Consider the following 18,129-nt stretch of genomic DNA (forward strand, 5'->3'; position numbering starts at 1 on the left):
ACTCCTTTAAATTATTGCCTATTGTTTATTTCATACAAATAGCATTCCCGAAGTAGTCCATGCCCTCCATAGCCTTCTTTGAAATGGAACAACCCTGTATTAACTATACTTCCTTTTGCCTCAGTGGAAATACCAAAATCTAAATAAGAAAAGCCGTTTTTTAGTCCCCATTCCATCATATGACCGAAAATAAGGTTTAAGGGCCGCTTATGCTGAAAACCATCGTGGTGGGCAATATAAAAACAGTTTATAACTCTATCGTTCAGTAAAAATGCCAAAACACCTGCGACAGGAGTTACTCCTTCATATGCTGCAAAGAGTTTTATCATGTCTGGATAAAGGGTTTTTAGATGTTTGATTTCATCTAATGTATGTGCAGGCTTTGCATTATGATTAAGTTTAAGTTTATGTTCCAAAATAGGCCAAAAATCATTTATATCGGCATCCTCCACCACTGACAACCCACTTTTCAATGCCTTCTGATAGTTTCGAAAAGCTGTGTCACTCATTACCTTCTTTGTAAAAGATCCCTCATCTTTTTTTAGCTCAAGGACTGTGGCCAGCTCTGTATACTCAAGCCTAAACCCAGAAAACCTTAAAGAAAAGTCAAGTTGGTCTGAAAGCTCCTTATGGTAAACCTTCGGAACAGGTTTTAGCCGTATATAGTCAAAACCAGCAGTGGCACAATATTCAATAAGGGCACTTACAAGCTCCAGACATTTTTTAGTGCCTAGACTGGACTTTACTATGAGCCCTCCATGGGAAGCGCCAGGATGGGAAACTAGGATGCGTTTATCCTCTTGCTCTATAACGGCAGCAGGAAGAACAGCAATGATTCTCTTATCCTCCATAAATATCAGGGAATGATCTGAAAACCTGTCTGAAGGATGATAACTTAGGAATCTTCTCTCCTGCATAAAAGTGCCGTTAACTGAGGAACTCACAAATTCCTCCCATTCATTCTCAAATTCTTTTGAATAGATCTTTACATACAATATAATTTCACCACACCTTTCTGATTATAGTGCTTACCATCTCCATCAAAAGATGTTGATTTTCTCTCCGCCTTTTGCGAGAGATTTTGAAATGCAATCGATTATTTTTGCTACAAATTCTATATTTTCTTTGCCGCTAAGAGGCTCATTATGTTCTCTAATGCATTCCATAAAATGAATACACTCCTGTGTCAGAGGTTCCGAATTATCTTCCATTGCCAAAAAATGTTCCTGCTCGACCTTATTGAAGATTTTGATTTTTCTATCAGCAGTTTGTGTATCGTCAAATACCAATTTTGTTTTCGATGCAACCAGTGTTATCTTTCTGGTTTTTTCAGTATTAATGAAGCTAGCAAATATAGAAGCTATTTTACCATTGGGGAACCCCAACAGTATATTGATAACATTGTTATAAGTACTTTGAATATATCTTTCACCATGGGCAATTACCCAGATAGGGTCCATCCCTATGAGGTGGCGGGAAAGATAAATATCATGAACTGCCAGATCATAAAGAACATCTACATTGGGGGCCTGAGAGGTGGAACTGGTTCTGGACATGTTCAAGTAACAGAGATCATCGATAATATGTTTTTCTTCTAGAAGCCCCTTTATCCTTTTGACAGCAGGGTGGTAAATCAATGTATGGCCGGCCATCAATACGGTATTTTGAGCAGTAGCCAATTCAATTAGATCATGACTATCTTTCCTGTTAATTGTCACAGGCTTTTCTACGAGAACAGCTTTGCCTTTGCTTATTGCTTCCTTCGCCAGCATGTAATGACTTTCAGGTGTTGTGGCTATGATAACTCCCTGTACCTCACTGTCATTTAATATATCTGCTTTATTTTCGGTGAACCTAGTCTGAGGGTAAACAGCAGCTGCCTGATTTAGCTTTTCATAGTCTAGGTCGCAGGCCCACTTCAATTCACAACCATCTATAGCATTTACAGTTTTCAGATAATTTTTTCCCCATTTTCCACAGCCTATCAAAGCAAGCTTTATCATTGCAATTACCTCTCAATTACATACTAATTATATGCCGGAGCACCATATATTAGCATATTCACCACGCATAGAAAATGTTACTTACATTGAGGATCCTCATCTGGTAAGGTTAAAAAAATAAATGATGACACTATTTCTGAAAAGACAAAGCCCTCGTCAAAGGCTAAAAATCCAATTGAATTTATAATATGCTCCTCTATTTTATTTCCTTATTCAAGAATTAAACCCAAATACTCAATATATTTTTAATACAAATAAACTGATATCATTATATTAGAACAATAAAATTAGAATAACAACAGTATTAATTGGAGAAAAAAGTCGAAAGAGGTGATTGTTATGAATTTGAAAGTTTTAAGAAATAAATTTTTAATTATAGGAACAATAGTATCCTCTGTTATTTATCTTGTATGGAGAATATTCTTTACAATACCTTTTGGGTACGGAATTGTGGCGATTACATGTGGGATTTACTTACTACTGGTTGAAATAGTAGGTATGATAGAGGCAGCTATACATTATTATAGTATGTCAAATATAGAATATCCTGTTAAGCCCAATGTAGATGATATCTTATTTCCAGATGTGGATATATTTATAGCAACATATAATGAACCAGTAGAATTATTATATAAAACAGTTAATGGATGTATTAACATGGATTATCCAGACAAAAGTAAAGTACATATATTTATCTGTGACGATTCTAATAGGGCAGAAATGAAAGAACTTGCAGATTCAATGGGGATTGACTATATAACTAGAACTGAACATATAGATGCTAAAGCAGGAAACTTAAATAATGCATTAGCAAAAACAAATTCGCCATTAATTGTAACTTTTGATGCAGATATGATTCCAATGCATGATTTTTTAACAACATGTGTTCCTTATTTCTTAACTGAAGAAAAAATAGGATTTGTTCAAACTCCGCAGAGTTTTTATAATCCAGATTTATTTCAATACCGTTTGTTCTCCGAAGGGAGAATTCCTAATGAACAAGATTATTTTTACCGTGATGTACAAGTTTCAAGAAATAAGACTAATTCAGTTATATATGGTGGTTCTAATACAATGATTTTGAGAAAAGCATTAGAAGAAATCGGTGGATTTTACACGAAAGTAATAACTGAAGATTTCGCTACAGGATTACTAATTCAAAGCAAAGGATATAAGTGTTATGCAATTAATGAGATCCATGCCTCAGGGCTTTCACCATCAGATTTAAAAAGTTTAATCAAGCAAAGGGAAAGATGGAGCAGAGGGTGTATACAGACAGGTAGAAAACTAAACATTCTTTTTAGAAAAGGCCTTAATATAGAGCAAAAACTTAGTTATATCTCCGCTATTTCTTATTGGTACTCTTGCTTAAAAAGATTGGCATATATAATGGCCCCAATTATGTTTTCTGTATTTGGAGTAGTTGTCCTAAAATGTAATCTGATACAGGTTCTTATTTTTTGGTTGCCAATGTATTTATTTAGTGATGCAACTCTTAAGAAATTATCAAATAACATAAGAAGTACTAAATGGACTAATATATATGAAACTATTTTATTTCCATCACTTCTTCCTGTTGTTATTCTTGAGACTTTGGGAATATCTCAAAGAAAGTTTGCGGTGACAAGAAAAGATGGAAAGGCTGAAGATGATAGAAATTATCAGATAAAAAAGATTATACCTCATTCTTTTTTTGCGGTGCTTTCTGTAATTGGGATTATAAATTGTATTAAAATGACATTTGAGACGGGTTCTCCTGCATATAGTGTTTTATTGTTTTGGCTTATAGTAAATCTATACAATATTATAATGTCAATATTTTTCATGTTAGGGAGAAACGCTTATAGGAAATCAGAGAGAGTTTCTGTAGAAATTGATTGTAATATTTCTTATGGTAATAAGACAATTAATTGTAAAACTATTGATATTTCCGAAGGTGGTATCGGAATTGTTTTAGATGAACCAATATATATACCTTACGATAGAAGTTTAGATATAGCGCTATCTACAGAAAGGTATGTGTCTAAATTTAAAGGACAAATTGTTCAAGTAAGTGAAATTAGAGAGAGTTGGAAATATGCACTTAAAATTAGTGAAATAGATGATTCTAACCTTAAAAAATTATTATCATTAATTTATGATAGAGAGCCTACATTACCTAAATATATTGAAAAAAATAACAGTATTTTTGATGACATTAGAATTAATATATTGAGTAGGGGAAAGAAATCGAATTTACTAAACAGAAAACTTCCACGTATAAAATTAAACAAGAAGTTAAAATCTGAGGAATGCGGAGAAATTATAATTAATGACTTTAACTATGAATATGCGGTTATAAAAACAGATCTAAAATTAAAAAATAATAAAGTAATAACTGTAAAAATTGAAGATGAAATAACTATTAGATTTATATTAGATAAACAAATAAATTATAATGAATCATTTAAAAAGAAAAAACAAAAAATAGATACGTCATTACAATTATATAAAATACAAGAATATGAAACTATAGCAGAAGATGAGGTTTTTAAAAGTAAGTTGTCAAGTTGGCAAGTTGAGTGTAAACATGATTTGCTAAGGCAGAAACAAGAAAGCGTGGAACAGATCAAATTGAAATATTTAGATGAATTTGATGAAATGTTATATATATAGTAAATAGTAAGTTATGAATATATTTAAAGGTTATGTTTGCGTCAATAGGGGGATATAATGATATTTGAAAAGTTACGAAGAAAAATAATAACAACTATTTGTATTACATTAGTATGTTTTATGAATTCTATGAGTGTATATGGAATATCAGATTCAGATTATGAGAATTTTAATCCAGTGAATATTCAAAAAATAATGGATGCAGGACATATAGAAATAGAAATAGGTAAAGCTAGTGAATATCAGTTAAATGTTGATATGAATACCATGGGATTAGGTAAGGGGTATTATACCGCATATTTATATGAAAACCAATATAGAGACTGGTCTAATTATGAGGCGATGAGTTTTTATATATCAAATGAAAGTGATAATACAATAAGGATAAATATGGATGTAAAAAGATATGATGGAAAAGTTTTATCCCCATCAGATAATAGTAACATTGTAGTTAAGAGGGAAACTTCAGAAATGTTGGAGAAAATGCAACCTTCTTTTGGGACAATAGAATTACCACAAGGTTTTAAGGGAAGAATATATATGCCGTTTAATAGCTTTAAAGAGAAAGGAGCGAATAGTGAAAGCGCTTTTAACGGAATAACTCAAATCACTTCGTGGGGAATTATTGCTACAATGCCGGAGAATGATAAAGGTAGATTTAGTCTAAGTAACTTTCAACTAATAAATAAAGAATCAAGTATTGAATATTATTTAAATTCGGATATATCGATTAAAGGTGACAATATTGTAGAGATACCAGTTGTAGGAGAATCGATCTCAGAATATAGAACTAACGAAACTAATAAAAATGTAAAGTTTCAACTATTAGATAGTATAGATGGGGTATCAATAAATGAGAATGGACGTTTATCAGTGAAGCCAGATGTAGAGGCTCAAAATATAAGAATAAGTGCTGTTTTAGATAATAGATTAATAGAAATAATGGATGTTCAATTAATTAAATCCTGGACATTAAGTGCTAGGGAAGTAGATGGTACTAGTAAGAGTATCCCTAGACCGGAGGAGATATCAAACATTTTATCAAACAATGATAAATTTATATTAAGTGAGAAATTTTTGAATTCAGTAAGAATTATAGCTTGCATTATATGCGCAGCATTTGCCACATTATATTGGTGGTGGAAAAGAGAGAAGAATAATAAAACTTCTTAGAATAGAATAATAAATTGACTGGTGTGAAGATTTTTCTTTAATTAGTGAAAAAAGGAGGAATCAATTATAAAGGCTAGATATATAATAATATGTTTATTTATGGTGTGTATCATAATTACATCAGGGATTTTATTTGAATGTGATTCTAAAAGTCGAAAAAATTTGGAATTTAAGTCTTGTATGAATATTGGAAATACGCTTGAAGCACCTAAAGGTATTTCATGGGGTGTTCAAATGAAGCTAGAATATTTTGATGATATAAAAAAAGCTGGATTTGATAGTGTAAGAGTACCCGTAAGATTTTCAGATTATGCAAAGAATTCACCTAATTATGTCCTTGAAGAGGATTTTATGAAACAGTTAGATTCATATGTGAATTATGCACTTAAAGATAATTTAATTGTGATATTAGATTTTCATCATTTTGAGGAGGTAATGCAGGATCCAGAAAAATATAAAGACTGTTTTATTAGTATTTGGAGGCAACTAAGCGAAAGGTATAAAGATTATCCCCCAGAACTTGTTTTTGAATTATTGAATGAACCTAAAGATAATTTAAAAGGCGATATTTGGAATGGATTCATAAAAGATGGGGTAGCAGAAATTCGTAAGAATGATAAAAATAGAATGATTATTGTCGGACCAGATAATTATTATTCTGTATATAGGTTAGAGGCACTTTCGATTCCAAAGGATGAAAATATAGCAGTATCGTTTCATTATTATGAACCAAATAACTTTACTTTTCAAGGGAATCAATATCATCCAGGATTTGAGAATCTAAAGGATATTAAGTGGAATGGGTCTAAAGAGGAAATAGATTATTTAAAATCACGTTTTGATATTGCAAAAAAATGGTCTGAGAAAAACGATGTTAATATATTTTTAGGTGAATTTGGAGCTAATCAAAATGCACCTGCTGAAGATCGAAAGCGTTGGACAGAGGCCGTTAGAAAAGAAGCTCAAAATTACGGTTTTAGTTTTGGATATTGGGAATTGTGTTCATGGTTTGGAATATATGATTCAAATACCGGTAAGTGGGATAAGGAAATGCTAGATGCACTTCTGCCAAACAAATAAAGATTATATGTATGAAATTAAAATTTATATGTTATTAAAGATTTAAAATTATATAAAAATAAGAACAATAGTAAGGGGGGAAGATATTGCTTTTTTCAAGCGTAATATTTTTATTCTATTTTCTACCTATAGTTTTATTAATGTACTATGGAACAATTTTTTCTAGGAAATTACAAAATATAATATTACTTATCTTCAGTTTGTTTTTCTATGCATGGGGAGAATCAAAAGTTGTACTTTTACTAATTAGTTCTATATTAATAAACTATATTTTTGCGTTGGGAATTGAAAGATACAGAAGAAATGAGAAAGTTTCTAAAATAATTATAATAATTATGTGTACAATTAACTTATCGCTGCTTTTTGTGTTTAAGTACTTAGGGTTTGTAATTCGAAATATTAACGAAATGCAAAGTTATCAATTAGTAGTTCCTAAGTTAGCACTTCCAATAGGTATTTCATTTTTTACTTTTAAAGCTATTTCTTATGTTATTGATGTTTATAGAGGAAAATGTGTTGCTGAAAAAAATCCTTGCTATGTAGGACTTTATATAGCATTTTTTCCTCAAGTTCTTTCTGGACCAATATCACGTTACACAGAAATTAGCGAGCAAATATTAAATAGAAAAGAGACTTTAAGAAAATTTTCAGTAGGATGTTGCAGATTTATAATTGGTTTAAGTAAAAAAGTTTTAATATCGAGTAGTATGGCTGTAATTGTAGATAGGATATTTCAAATGAATTCTAATATTGCCATACCTATAAGTCTTGCTTGGCTTGGATCAATAGCATATACACTTCAAATATTTTTCGATTTTTCTGGATATTCAGATATGGCGATTGGTTTGGGTCTAATGTTTGGATTTAAGACTAATGAGAATTTTAATTATCCATATATATCTAAATCTATTACAGAGTTTTGGAGACGGTGGCATATATCTTTAAGTTCATGGTTCAGAGACTATGTTTACTTTCCTCTTGGTGGATCAAGAGTATCAAATAAAGATAAGGTTATAAGGAATTTACTAGTTGTATGGCTTTTAACTGGTATTTGGCATGGAGCTGAGTGGACTTTTATTATATGGGGATTATTAAATTTTGTATTTATTACGATTGAAAAAGTTTTTTCGTTTGAAAAATTGGAAATCAATAATAAAGTAAGACATATTTATGCATTGTTTATTATTAATTTGGGATGGGTTTTATTTAGATCAAAAGATTTAATAGAAGCTGGAAATTACATAGGGTGCATGTTTGGAGCTAAGAGTAATGGTTTTTGGAGTGATTACACGTTCATGTTTATCAAAGAAAACTTAATTTTCTTTATAGCAGCTATTATATTTAGTACTCCGATTGCAAAGAAAACAAATAAGTTTATTGTAGATAGTGCACCAGGACATAAAGTACTTGAAGTTATATATCCATTTGTTATGATTTTATTATTTTTTATATGCATTACTTATATCATAAAAGGAACATATAATCCTTTTATATATTTTAATTTTTAGAAGAAAGGAGGAATATGAATCAATGGAGAACATATTTAGGAAAAAAATAATTACTTCAATAATATTCATAGGATTTCTATTTCTATTTTCTATTTTCAATGGATACTCCATGTACACTAAATTTAAAGAAGTATTTAAAGATAAAGATATAAACTTATCAAACTTAGATCAAGTATCTAAGTTAGTTGAAAGTACAGCAAATGAAAATGTTTATGGGAGATATAGATTTATAGATGGATATGGATACTTACAAAAAGTAATGGATAAAAATGAAGAAAATAATTTTGAAGTTATAAAAGATAAAAATGGATTTATGCATTACACATTTATAGCATATCAACCTAATCCAGTGTATGAAATTGTGACAAGAACACAAGCTTTTAAAGAAGGGTTAGTTAATAAAAATACAAAATTTATATATTTGATGACACCGGATAAATATATTAGAGGTTATTCGGAATTATCTACAGGAATCCCATATAATTATGCTAATGAAACTGCAGATAACTTTTTGGACTTGCTTAGCAAAAAAGATGTAGACAACATTGATTTACGACAAAATTTAACTGAAAGTGGAATTCCACTAGATGATTTATTTTTTAAGACAGATCATCATTGGAAAATAGAAACTGTATTTTGGGAATTTGGCCAATTGGTTAATATACTGAACAAAGATTATAATATGAATTTAGATTCTAATGGATTTTATACTAATAAAGAAAATTATAATTTTATTCAATATAAGGATTCATATATTGGATCTATGGGAAGAAAAACGGGAGTTTATTATGATGGAGCAGATGATTTTACACTAATATACCCTAAATTCAAAACAGCTTTTTCATACTATTCAAAAACAGGAGATCAAGAAGCTAAATTAGAAGGAAGATTTGAGGAAGCATTATTAACTGTATCGCCATTTAGGACAGAAAAAGGAGTTTACTCGTTAGAAGCTGATAAATATTCGGCGTATCTTTTTGGAAATAGAGGAATAGTACATGTACAAAACAAAGATAATCCTAATGGTCCTAAAGTACTGTTTATTAAAGATTCATTGGCTGTACCACTCGCGGCATTTTTATCAACTGTTTGCTCAGATGTTTATTTAGTTGATCCTAGATATTATAAAGATGATATTCCTAGTTATGTGAATGGAATTAAGGATCTAGATTTTGTATTCATGTCGTTTTCTCCACAGGATTTAACAGAAGAATTTTTTCCTTTTTATAAAGAATAACTATAGTTTAGAGGAATTTCAATGGAAAATATAAATATGTGGATAATTAAGAGCTGTACTGGTGTGGTAACTAGTATAGCTTTTTTATTCATTTTTTAATATGAGTCGTTGTAACCACTGAAGTGAATTATTAAAAAATTTGTATTTACGAGTATTCGATAAAGAAATGAGGAATATTAGGAGCATTATTACAAAAACTAAATGAATCAAAAAAACAATCAAAATAAATCAAAAAACAATAAAATGGAGCATAAATAATCCGTTAATAACGGTAATTGCAAAAAAAGATGATTTTTTTTGATTTTTTATGAAAGAAAATGATTGAAATTTGTTGAAATATAAGTTATTATTAAATCACAGGAATAGCGATAATGTTTCAAGAGAGAGGCTTAATATCATTCTTAAAGAAACAAAAGATATAGGTATCAGTTACTGATTTAAAATAATGTTAATTATGAAAACAATGTAGTAGAGGTGTTAAAAAATGATTAATACAATAACGCTTAATCCTTCGTTGGATTATATCGTCAAAGTTGATTCTTTTAAAGTTGATTCTTTAAATAGAAATCAAGAAGAACAAATTTATGCTGGCGGTAAAGGAATAAATGTATCTATAGTTCTTAAAAACTTAGGAGTTGAAAATACAGCGCTTGGATATGTTGCAGGGTTTACTGGAGATGAAATATTAAGACAAATTAGAGGTTATGGAGTAAGTTGCGATTTTATAAAATTAAATAATGGTTTTTCTAGAATCAATGTAAAGCTTAAAAGTGATGGGGAAACAGAAATTAATGGTTCTGGTCCTGAAATTACAAGCGAAGATTTAAAAATACTATATGAAAAGCTTTCTGGTTTAACTAAAGGTGATTACTTGATATTATCAGGAAGCATACCAAACAGTGTGCCAGATGATATCTATGAAAACATTATAATTAGTTTATTAGATAAAGGTGTAGAATTCATTGTTGATGCAACAAAAGATTTACTATTAAAAGTATTAAAATATAAGCCATTTTTAATAAAACCAAATCATCATGAACTTGCGGAAATGTTTAATGTTGAGTTGAAAAGCGATGAAGAAATAATTAAATATGGTAAAAAACTTCAAGAGATGGGAGCGAAAAATGTTCTTATTTCAATGGCAGGGGATGGAGCTATTTTATTGCCTGAAAATGGTGAAGCAATAAAGAGAGAAGTTCCAAAAGGAGTTCTAAAAAATTCAGTTGGAGCTGGAGACTCAATGGTAGCAGGTTTCTTATGTGGATATCTAAAAAGTAACGACATAGATGAAGCATTTAAAATGGGAATTGCTACTGGTAGTGCAAGTGCTTTCTCAGAAGAACTTGCAACAGAAAAAGAAGTATATGAATTATTAAAACAATTTAATTAAATTATACGAGGTCATAATATATTCTAAGTTTTAGGGAGGATCAAAAATGAAGATTGTAGATTTATTACACAAACAAGGTATTAACTTAAATTTTAATCCGAGCACAAAAGAACAATGTATTAATGAATTAGTTGACTTAATGGATAAGACAGGGAACTTAAATAATAAAGAAGAATATAAAAAGGCAATATTGGCTAGAGAAGAATTAAGCACAACAGGAATTGGAGATGGAATAGCAATTCCACATGGAAAAACAAGTGCAGTAAAAAAAGCATCTCTTGCAGCAGCAATCAGCAAAACTGGTGTTGACTATGATTCGTTAGATGGTCAACCTGCACATCTTTTCTTCATGATCGCTGTACCAGATAATAATGATAATTTACATTTAGAAGTATTAGCAAGATTATCTACTATATTAATGGATGAAAGCTTTAGAACAAGCTTAATCAACTGTTCTGATAAAGATGAATTTTTAAAATTAATAAATAAAAAAGAAATGGAAAAATTCCCGGATGAGGTAAAGGAAGAAGTTAAAACTAATTCTAATGGTTATAAAGTTTTAGCAGTTACTGCTTGCCCAACTGGAATTGCACACACATACATGGCTGCAGAAAGCCTTGAAAATAAAGGTAAAGATATGGGAATTTCAATAAAGGTTGAAACAAATGGTTCTGGAGGAGCTAGAAACGTTTTAACTAAAGAAGAAATTGCTAATGCTGAATGTATAATCATAGCAGCTGATAAAAATGTTGATATGGCTAGATTTGATGGAAAGAGACTAATTAAAACTAAGGTTGCAGACGGAATTCATAAAGCATCAAAATTAATAGAAGAAGCTACTAGTGGAAATGCACCTATTTATCATCATACTGGAAATACAGGTGACGGCGATTCAAATGTTGCAGACGAATCAGTAGGTCGCAAAATTTATAAACACCTTATGAATGGTGTATCACATATGTTACCATTTGTTATTGGTGGAGGAATCCTTATAGCTTTAGCATTCCTTTTTGATACATTTAATCCTGCTAATCCTAGTGGTTTCGGTTCTGGTACACCACTTGCAGCAGTTTTAATGAAAATTGGTGGTAGTGCATTTGGGTTTATGTTACCAGTACTTGCTGGATTTATTGCAATGAGTATTGCAGATAGACCAGGTCTTGCTGTAGGTTTCGTTGGTGGAGCGCTAGCTAGTTCAGGTGTTACTTTTGCTAATGCGTTTGATTCAAAACTTCCGGCAGTAAGTTCAGGTTTCTTAGGTGCATTACTTGCAGGTTTCGTTGCAGGATATCTAGTTCTTGGACTTAAGAAATTATTTGCAAATTTACCTAACAGCTTAGAAGGTATAAAACCAGTATTATTATATCCTTTACTGGGAATATTCTTAATAGGTGTTATAATTCTATTCATAAACCCAGCTATGGGAGCTATAAATACAGGTATTAGTAGTGCGCTTAGTTCAATGGGTGGAACAAGTAAAATTCTTTTGGGAATTATTGTAGGTGGAATGATGTCAGTTGATATGGGTGGTCCTGTTAATAAGGCAGCGTATCTTTTTGGTACAGCATCACTTGCTAGTGGAAACTTTGATATAATGGCAGCTGTTATGGCTGGTGGTATGGTTCCACCACTTGTAATTGCATTATGTACAACATTCTTCAGAAATAAATTTACTGAAAAGGACAGACAAGCGGGAATTGTAAACTACGTAATGGGACTTTCATTCATATCAGAAGGTGCAATACCTTTTGCAGCAGCAGATCCAATAAGAGTATTACCTTCTTGCATAATTGGTTCAGCAGTAGCAGGAGCATTATCAATGGCATTTGGATGTGCATTAAGAGCACCTCATGGTGGAATATTTGTTATCGCAATTGTATCTAATCCATTAGCATATCTTGCAGCTATAATTGCTGGATCTGTAGTTGGTGCTATAATACTAGGTATATTAAAGAAACCAGTACAAGAATAACAGTCCATAATTTATTAATTCATAATATATATTAATCAAAGAGCGATCTTCAAATAATCAATATATTTGAAGATTGCTTTTTTTAAGTTAATATATTTCCAGTAGATTCTCGAAATTTAACTGAAGTTCGTACATGCATAGTTCTATATGGAGTAGATGGATTATCTATTCTAGAAAGTAACAAATTTGCAGCAATATCACCCATCTCGTAACTTGGAATGCTGACTGTGGTGAGATGAGGTTCGATTATTTTTGATTCAATAGAATTGTCAAAACCACATATTAGAATGTCATCAGGTACCGATATATTTTTATATTTTAAGGCTTTAATGACATTAATAGCAATAAAATCATTTGCGCATATGAAAGCTTGGGGCAGAATTTGAATTTGCATTATCCTGTTTCCAAGCCATTCAGAATCACCATAAGGTTCTTTGTCATTTTCAAGAATAGAATTATTAATATCAACAGGAATGTTAGAATCCAATAAAGCAGAGCAATACCCCTTCCAACGCTCATAAAAGCTTTCACAATGGTATATATCCCCGATAAAACCAATATTAGTCTTATTATTGTTAATTAATGTTTTAGTAATATTATAAATGCTGTAATAATTCTCCATTAAAAGAATATCAGCATTTACTGGCATATTATCATGATTACTAGGCGAATCAATGAAAAGTGTTGGGATTTCTAATTCACATATGAGTTTACTGTACTTTTTATCAAACATTTCTATGCATATTATGCCGTCAACTGATTCGGGATTGAAGTTGAACGGTAAGCTAGAAGAATTCACTTCATTATCACGAACCATATACATAGACAATCTATAACCTAGAGTACTAATTTTTTCTTCAAAACCTGATAAAAGATGAGATCCAAAATGAGAACTATTTGGCATACTACGCGTGAATAGTGCTATTTCTTTATTTACAGATATATTAGAAGAAATGGATGATGCATTGTTTACATAAGCAAATTGTTTATAACCCATTTCCATTGCTTTTTTAATAATTTTAGATTTTGTAGCATCTGCAAGGGTACCCGTATTATTTAAGGCTTTAGAAACAGTATTTCTTGAAATGCCTAATTCATCGGCTATATCTTGAACTGTTATTTTCTTATTTAGCATTATTGAATGCTCCCTTCTCTATTATATAAAATTCCATACTAATATTTAAATAATATATTGACAGTAGTATAACAAATAAAGTGACAAATGTAAAATAAAATTGAAAAAGATGAAATGGAAGATGACTAAGCAAAGAAGTATAATAAATATCAAAGTGTGCAAATGTAAAATTAAAATGTGCATTTATAAAATAAAAAATAAAAAAATGTAATAGTATATGTTGACAAAAGAATAAAAGGTTTGATATTATGTACTTAGAAATAAGAGATAAGGTTTACAAAAATCTGAAAGTCATTAAAAAGTGTGCAAATGTAAAAAAGATGGGGAATGTAAAAGTAAGATGCAAATGTAACGTGAAAATGTAACGTGAAACAATAATTATCCTATTTCTAGAATTAAATGAAAGGAGAAGATAAATTTGAATATGACAAAAAGTATTTTGCCGAATGCAAATGAGTCAGAAACCAATAAAAAAAAGTCAAAAATGCATAGTAATTTAAAGTATATTAAAAAGAACTATCAATTATATCTTTTCTTCACGTTGCCGCCGCTCTTATTATTAATTATTTTCAAGTATATTCCTATGGGAGGAGTGCTAATTGCCTTTGAAGATTATAGTGCTATTTTAGGAGTTTTTAATAGTCAGTGGGTAGGATTAAAACATTTTGAAAGATTTTTAGCTTCGCCAGATTTCATGAATTTATTAATGAATACTTTAAAGGTAAGTTTATATGGATTATTGTGGGGGTTCCCTGTTCCAATTATTCTTGCTTTACTTTTAGCAAGAATAAAGAGTGAGGGGATAAGGAAAAAGATTCAATTAATTATGTATGCTCCAAATTTTATTTCTGTAATTGTAATTTCTGGTATGATTATTATTTTCTTGTCACCAATTGGGCCAGTTAATCATATTTTTGGTACTGCAACAAACTTCATGACTATGCCTGGTGCATTTCGTACTATATATGTAGCTAGTGGAGTTTGGCAGGGAGCAGGTTGGGCTTCAATTATTTATACAGCAGCACTTTCAAATGCAAGTCAAGAATTAACAGAAGCAGCTGTTATAGATGGAGCAAATATTTTTCAACAGATTTTGAATGTTGATTTGCCTGCTATTAAACCAATTATGGTTATTCAATTTATTTTATCAGCAGGAAATATTATGAGCGTAGGTTTTGAAAAAGCATTAGCGCTACAAACGGATTTGAACTTACCAGCATCAGAAATTTTACCAACTTATGTTTATAAAATGGGTCTTCTTAATGGAGATTATAGTTTTTCAACAGCTGTAGGTTTGTTTAATTCAGTTATTAATATAGTTTTATTAATAGTTGTGAATTCAATTGTTAAAAAATTAAATGAAGGGGAAGGAATATAAGATGGATACGAAAATGAAGAAATTCAAACGATTATCATTTTCTGATAAATTTATTACAATAAGTGGTTACTTAGGAATGGTTCTTTTCGTATTAGCGATTATTATACCGCTTATATATGTAGTTATTGCTTCTTTTATGGATCCAACTACATTAAGTAATCAAGGTATAACATTTGATTTTAGTAAGTGGTCAACAGAAGGATATACAAGGGTATTTAAAGACGATATGATTTTAAGAGGTTTCTTAAATTCTATATTCTATTCTACTGGATTTGCATTAATTTCAGTTGGGGCTACAATTTTAGCTGCATACCCATTATCTAGACCAGATTTTGTGGGAAAAAAGTTTATTACTACTTTATATGTTATTACTATGTTTTTTGGTGGAGGGTTAATGCCAACATATCTTTTAATAGATAATTTAAAAATGATTAATACAGTGTGGGCAATTCTACTTCCAGGTGCAATTAACGTATGGAATATTATACTCGCAAGAACTTACTTCCAAAGTTTACCGAAAGAGTTAAGGGAAGCATCTGCTATAGATGGTGCAAGTGATATTACACATTTCTTTAAAATTATGCTTCCAATATGTAAACCAATTATTGCAGTGTTACTTTTATATCAATTTGTAGCACAGTGGAATAGTTACTTTGATGCCATGATTTATTTGGATGATGCTCAATTACAGCCTTTACAATTAGTAATTAGATCAATTTTAATTCAAAATACACCAAAGGCAGGTATGATTGCAGATATTCAAAGTTCTGCAGCAATGGCTAAAATTGCACAATTATTAAAATACTCTACTATTGTTGTTTCCAGTTTACCTTTACTTATCATGTATCCATTTTTCCAAAAGTATTTTGATAAAGGAATAATGGCAGGGTCAGTAAAAGGTTAAATAATAAATATATGTTAAGGAAGGGGAAAATAATATGAGAACAAGTAAAATCAAAAAATTAGTTAGCATTTCATTAGCTATGTTAACAGTATTATCATTTACAGCATGTAGCGGTGGAACAAGTAACAAAGGGGAAACAAGTGCAATAAAAGATGTTTCATTTCCATTAAAAGAAACAGCATCTTTAAAAATGCTTACAAGTGCACCATCAATTTCTACTCAAGATCCAAATGAAAGAGTTATTTTTCAAAGATTAGAGAAAGAAACAAATGTTCACATTGATTGGACATGTTATCCAGATGAACAATTTGCTGATAAGAAGAATTTAGCATTATCAAAAAAAGATACACTTCCAGATGTAGTATTTAACGCTGGGATGAATAATAATGATTTACTTCGTTATTCAAAACAAGGTGTTATAGTTCCTGTTGAAGATTTAATAGACAAATATATGCCGAATTTTAAAAAAGTTCTAGCAGAAAAACCAGAGTATAAGAAAATGATTACTGCACCAGATGGGCACATTTACTCATTCCCATGGATAGAAGAATTAGGAAGCGGAAAAGAAGCTATTCAAGCAATTGGAGATATTCCATGGATCAATAAAAAATGGCTTGATGAATTAGGTCTTCAAGTACCAAAAACAACTGATGAATTAGTTACAGTTTTAAAAGCATTTAGGGATAAACACCCTGAAGGAAAAACAGATGTAATTCCAATGTCATTTATAATTAATGGTGTAAATGAAGATCCGGGATTTATACTTGGGGCATTTGGATTGGGGGATAATGGAGATCATTATCTAGTAAATAGTGATAAGAAAGTAGTTTATTCAACTGTTCAAGATGGATATAAAGAAGGTATTAAATACCTTAATAAGCTTCAAGCAGAAGGTCTCATAGATCCAGAAGCATTTACTCAAAAATGGGACACTTTTGTAGCAAAAGGTAAGAGTGGTCGTTATGGTATGATTTTTACATGGGATAGTTCGAATGTATCAGTAAATAAAAATGATTTTATTCCACTTCCAGCACTTGCAGGTCCTACTGGAATTGTTAATGCTACTAGACAAAATGCAATGGGTGTTGATGTGGGAAGATGTGTTATAACATCAGGAAATAAGAACTTAGAATTAACAGCAAAATGGATTGATAAGTTATACGATCCTGTTCAATCAGTACAAGATAACTGGGGAACATATGGTGATGAGAAAAATGCCAATATATTTGAATTAACAGCAGATAAAACTTTAAAACATTTACCTTTAGGCAAAGCATCTCCATGGGAAGTTCGTGCAAACCAATTTGTTGGAGGACCATTAGCAATTCTTAATAGTTATTATGGAAAATATACAACATCTCCAGATGATGCACAAGAAAGATTAGATATAATTCGTAATACTTATGTAAAAGATATGAAGGCAGAAAATATCTACCCAGTTGTATTTATGTCACAAGAAGATATTGATACACTTACACAATATGAAACAGCAGTAAAAGCATATACAGAACGTAAAAAAGCTGAATGGATTTTAAATGGTGGTATTGATGCTGAATGGGATTCTTATTTACAAGAAATGGACAAACTTGGACTACAAAAAATATTAGATATTAAACAAAAATATTTAGATGCATACTTTGCAAAATAATACTTATATAAGCGACTTTAGGGTCGCTTATGTAATATCTATGATA

Annotated in this window: 13 protein-coding genes; 10 read left to right on the forward strand and 3 right to left on the reverse strand. The window is 30.6% G+C overall.

Annotated elements, in window-relative coordinates:
• Window positions 1–11 precede the first annotated feature (11 nt).
• Both CLCHR_RS01545 and CLCHR_RS01550 read right to left on the reverse strand, forming a co-directional pair.
• Entirely contained in the window at window positions 12–995 is a 984-nt protein-coding gene (locus CLCHR_RS01545) for a GNAT family N-acetyltransferase (protein WP_079437900.1), read from the reverse strand.
• Window positions 996–1,040: 45 nt separating this feature from the next.
• On the reverse strand, window positions 1,041–2,003 hold the full coding sequence (locus CLCHR_RS01550; protein WP_079437901.1) for a Gfo/Idh/MocA family protein: 963 nt from the start codon (window positions 2,001–2,003) through the stop codon (window positions 1,041–1,043).
• Between the two features lie 339 nt (window positions 2,004–2,342).
• On the opposite strand from CLCHR_RS01550, the gene CLCHR_RS01555 reads away from it, so the two are divergent.
• From CLCHR_RS01555 to CLCHR_RS01585, 7 genes are all read left to right on the forward strand, one after another.
• Complete coding sequence (locus CLCHR_RS01555) at window positions 2,343–4,658, forward strand: glycosyltransferase (protein WP_079437902.1); 2,316 nt, start codon at window positions 2,343–2,345, stop codon at window positions 4,656–4,658.
• Between the two features lie 57 nt (window positions 4,659–4,715).
• Window positions 4,716–5,831, forward strand: a complete 1,116-nt coding sequence (locus tag CLCHR_RS01560; protein WP_079437903.1) for a hypothetical protein — start codon at window positions 4,716–4,718, stop codon at window positions 5,829–5,831.
• Between the two features lie 180 nt (window positions 5,832–6,011).
• Entirely contained in the window at window positions 6,012–6,911 is a 900-nt protein-coding gene (locus CLCHR_RS01565) for a glycoside hydrolase family 5 protein (RefSeq protein WP_242965973.1), read from the forward strand.
• An 86-nt stretch (window positions 6,912–6,997) separates the two neighbouring features.
• Window positions 6,998–8,419, forward strand: coding sequence for an MBOAT family O-acyltransferase (locus tag CLCHR_RS01570; protein WP_079437905.1), 1,422 nt, complete (start codon window positions 6,998–7,000; stop codon window positions 8,417–8,419).
• A gap of 22 nt (window positions 8,420–8,441) precedes the next feature.
• Window positions 8,442–9,656, forward strand: a complete 1,215-nt coding sequence (locus tag CLCHR_RS01575) for an alginate O-acetyltransferase AlgX-related protein (RefSeq protein ID WP_079437906.1) — start codon at window positions 8,442–8,444, stop codon at window positions 9,654–9,656.
• Between the two features lie 484 nt (window positions 9,657–10,140).
• The gene (gene pfkB / locus CLCHR_RS01580) at window positions 10,141–11,046 is read left to right on the forward strand and encodes a 1-phosphofructokinase (RefSeq protein WP_079437907.1); all 906 of its coding nucleotides are present in this window, start codon (window positions 10,141–10,143) and stop codon (window positions 11,044–11,046) included.
• 46 nt (window positions 11,047–11,092) lie between these two features.
• Entirely contained in the window at window positions 11,093–13,018 is a 1,926-nt protein-coding gene (locus CLCHR_RS01585; RefSeq protein WP_079437908.1) for a PTS fructose transporter subunit IIABC, read from the forward strand.
• Between the two features lie 82 nt (window positions 13,019–13,100).
• Here CLCHR_RS01585 and CLCHR_RS01590 read toward each other — a convergent pair whose 3' ends face one another.
• A complete protein-coding gene (locus CLCHR_RS01590) occupies window positions 13,101–14,153 on the reverse strand; it encodes a LacI family DNA-binding transcriptional regulator (protein WP_079437909.1) in 1,053 nt (350 codons plus the stop codon).
• A 424-nt stretch (window positions 14,154–14,577) separates the two neighbouring features.
• Between CLCHR_RS01590 and CLCHR_RS01595 the strand changes: the two genes are divergently transcribed.
• The 3 genes from CLCHR_RS01595 to CLCHR_RS01605 are packed head-to-tail and all read left to right on the forward strand — an operon-like array spanning window position 14,578 to window position 18,083.
• Window positions 14,578–15,531 carry an ABC transporter permease gene (locus tag CLCHR_RS01595; protein WP_341456868.1) on the forward strand — a complete coding sequence of 318 codons (954 nt, stop codon included), beginning with the start codon at window positions 14,578–14,580 and terminating at the stop codon, window positions 15,529–15,531.
• A 1-nt stretch (window position 15,532) separates the two neighbouring features.
• Entirely contained in the window at window positions 15,533–16,435 is a 903-nt protein-coding gene (locus CLCHR_RS01600; RefSeq protein WP_079437910.1) for a carbohydrate ABC transporter permease, read from the forward strand.
• 34 nt (window positions 16,436–16,469) lie between these two features.
• Window positions 16,470–18,083 (forward strand): extracellular solute-binding protein, encoded by a 1,614-nt coding sequence (locus CLCHR_RS01605; protein WP_079437911.1) that lies wholly within the window; start codon window positions 16,470–16,472, stop codon window positions 18,081–18,083.
• The last annotated feature ends 46 nt before the right edge of the window (window positions 18,084–18,129 follow it).

The sequence above is a fragment of the Clostridium chromiireducens genome (assembly GCF_002029255.1).
GTDB lineage: Bacteria > Bacillota > Clostridia > Clostridiales > Clostridiaceae > Clostridium > Clostridium chromiireducens.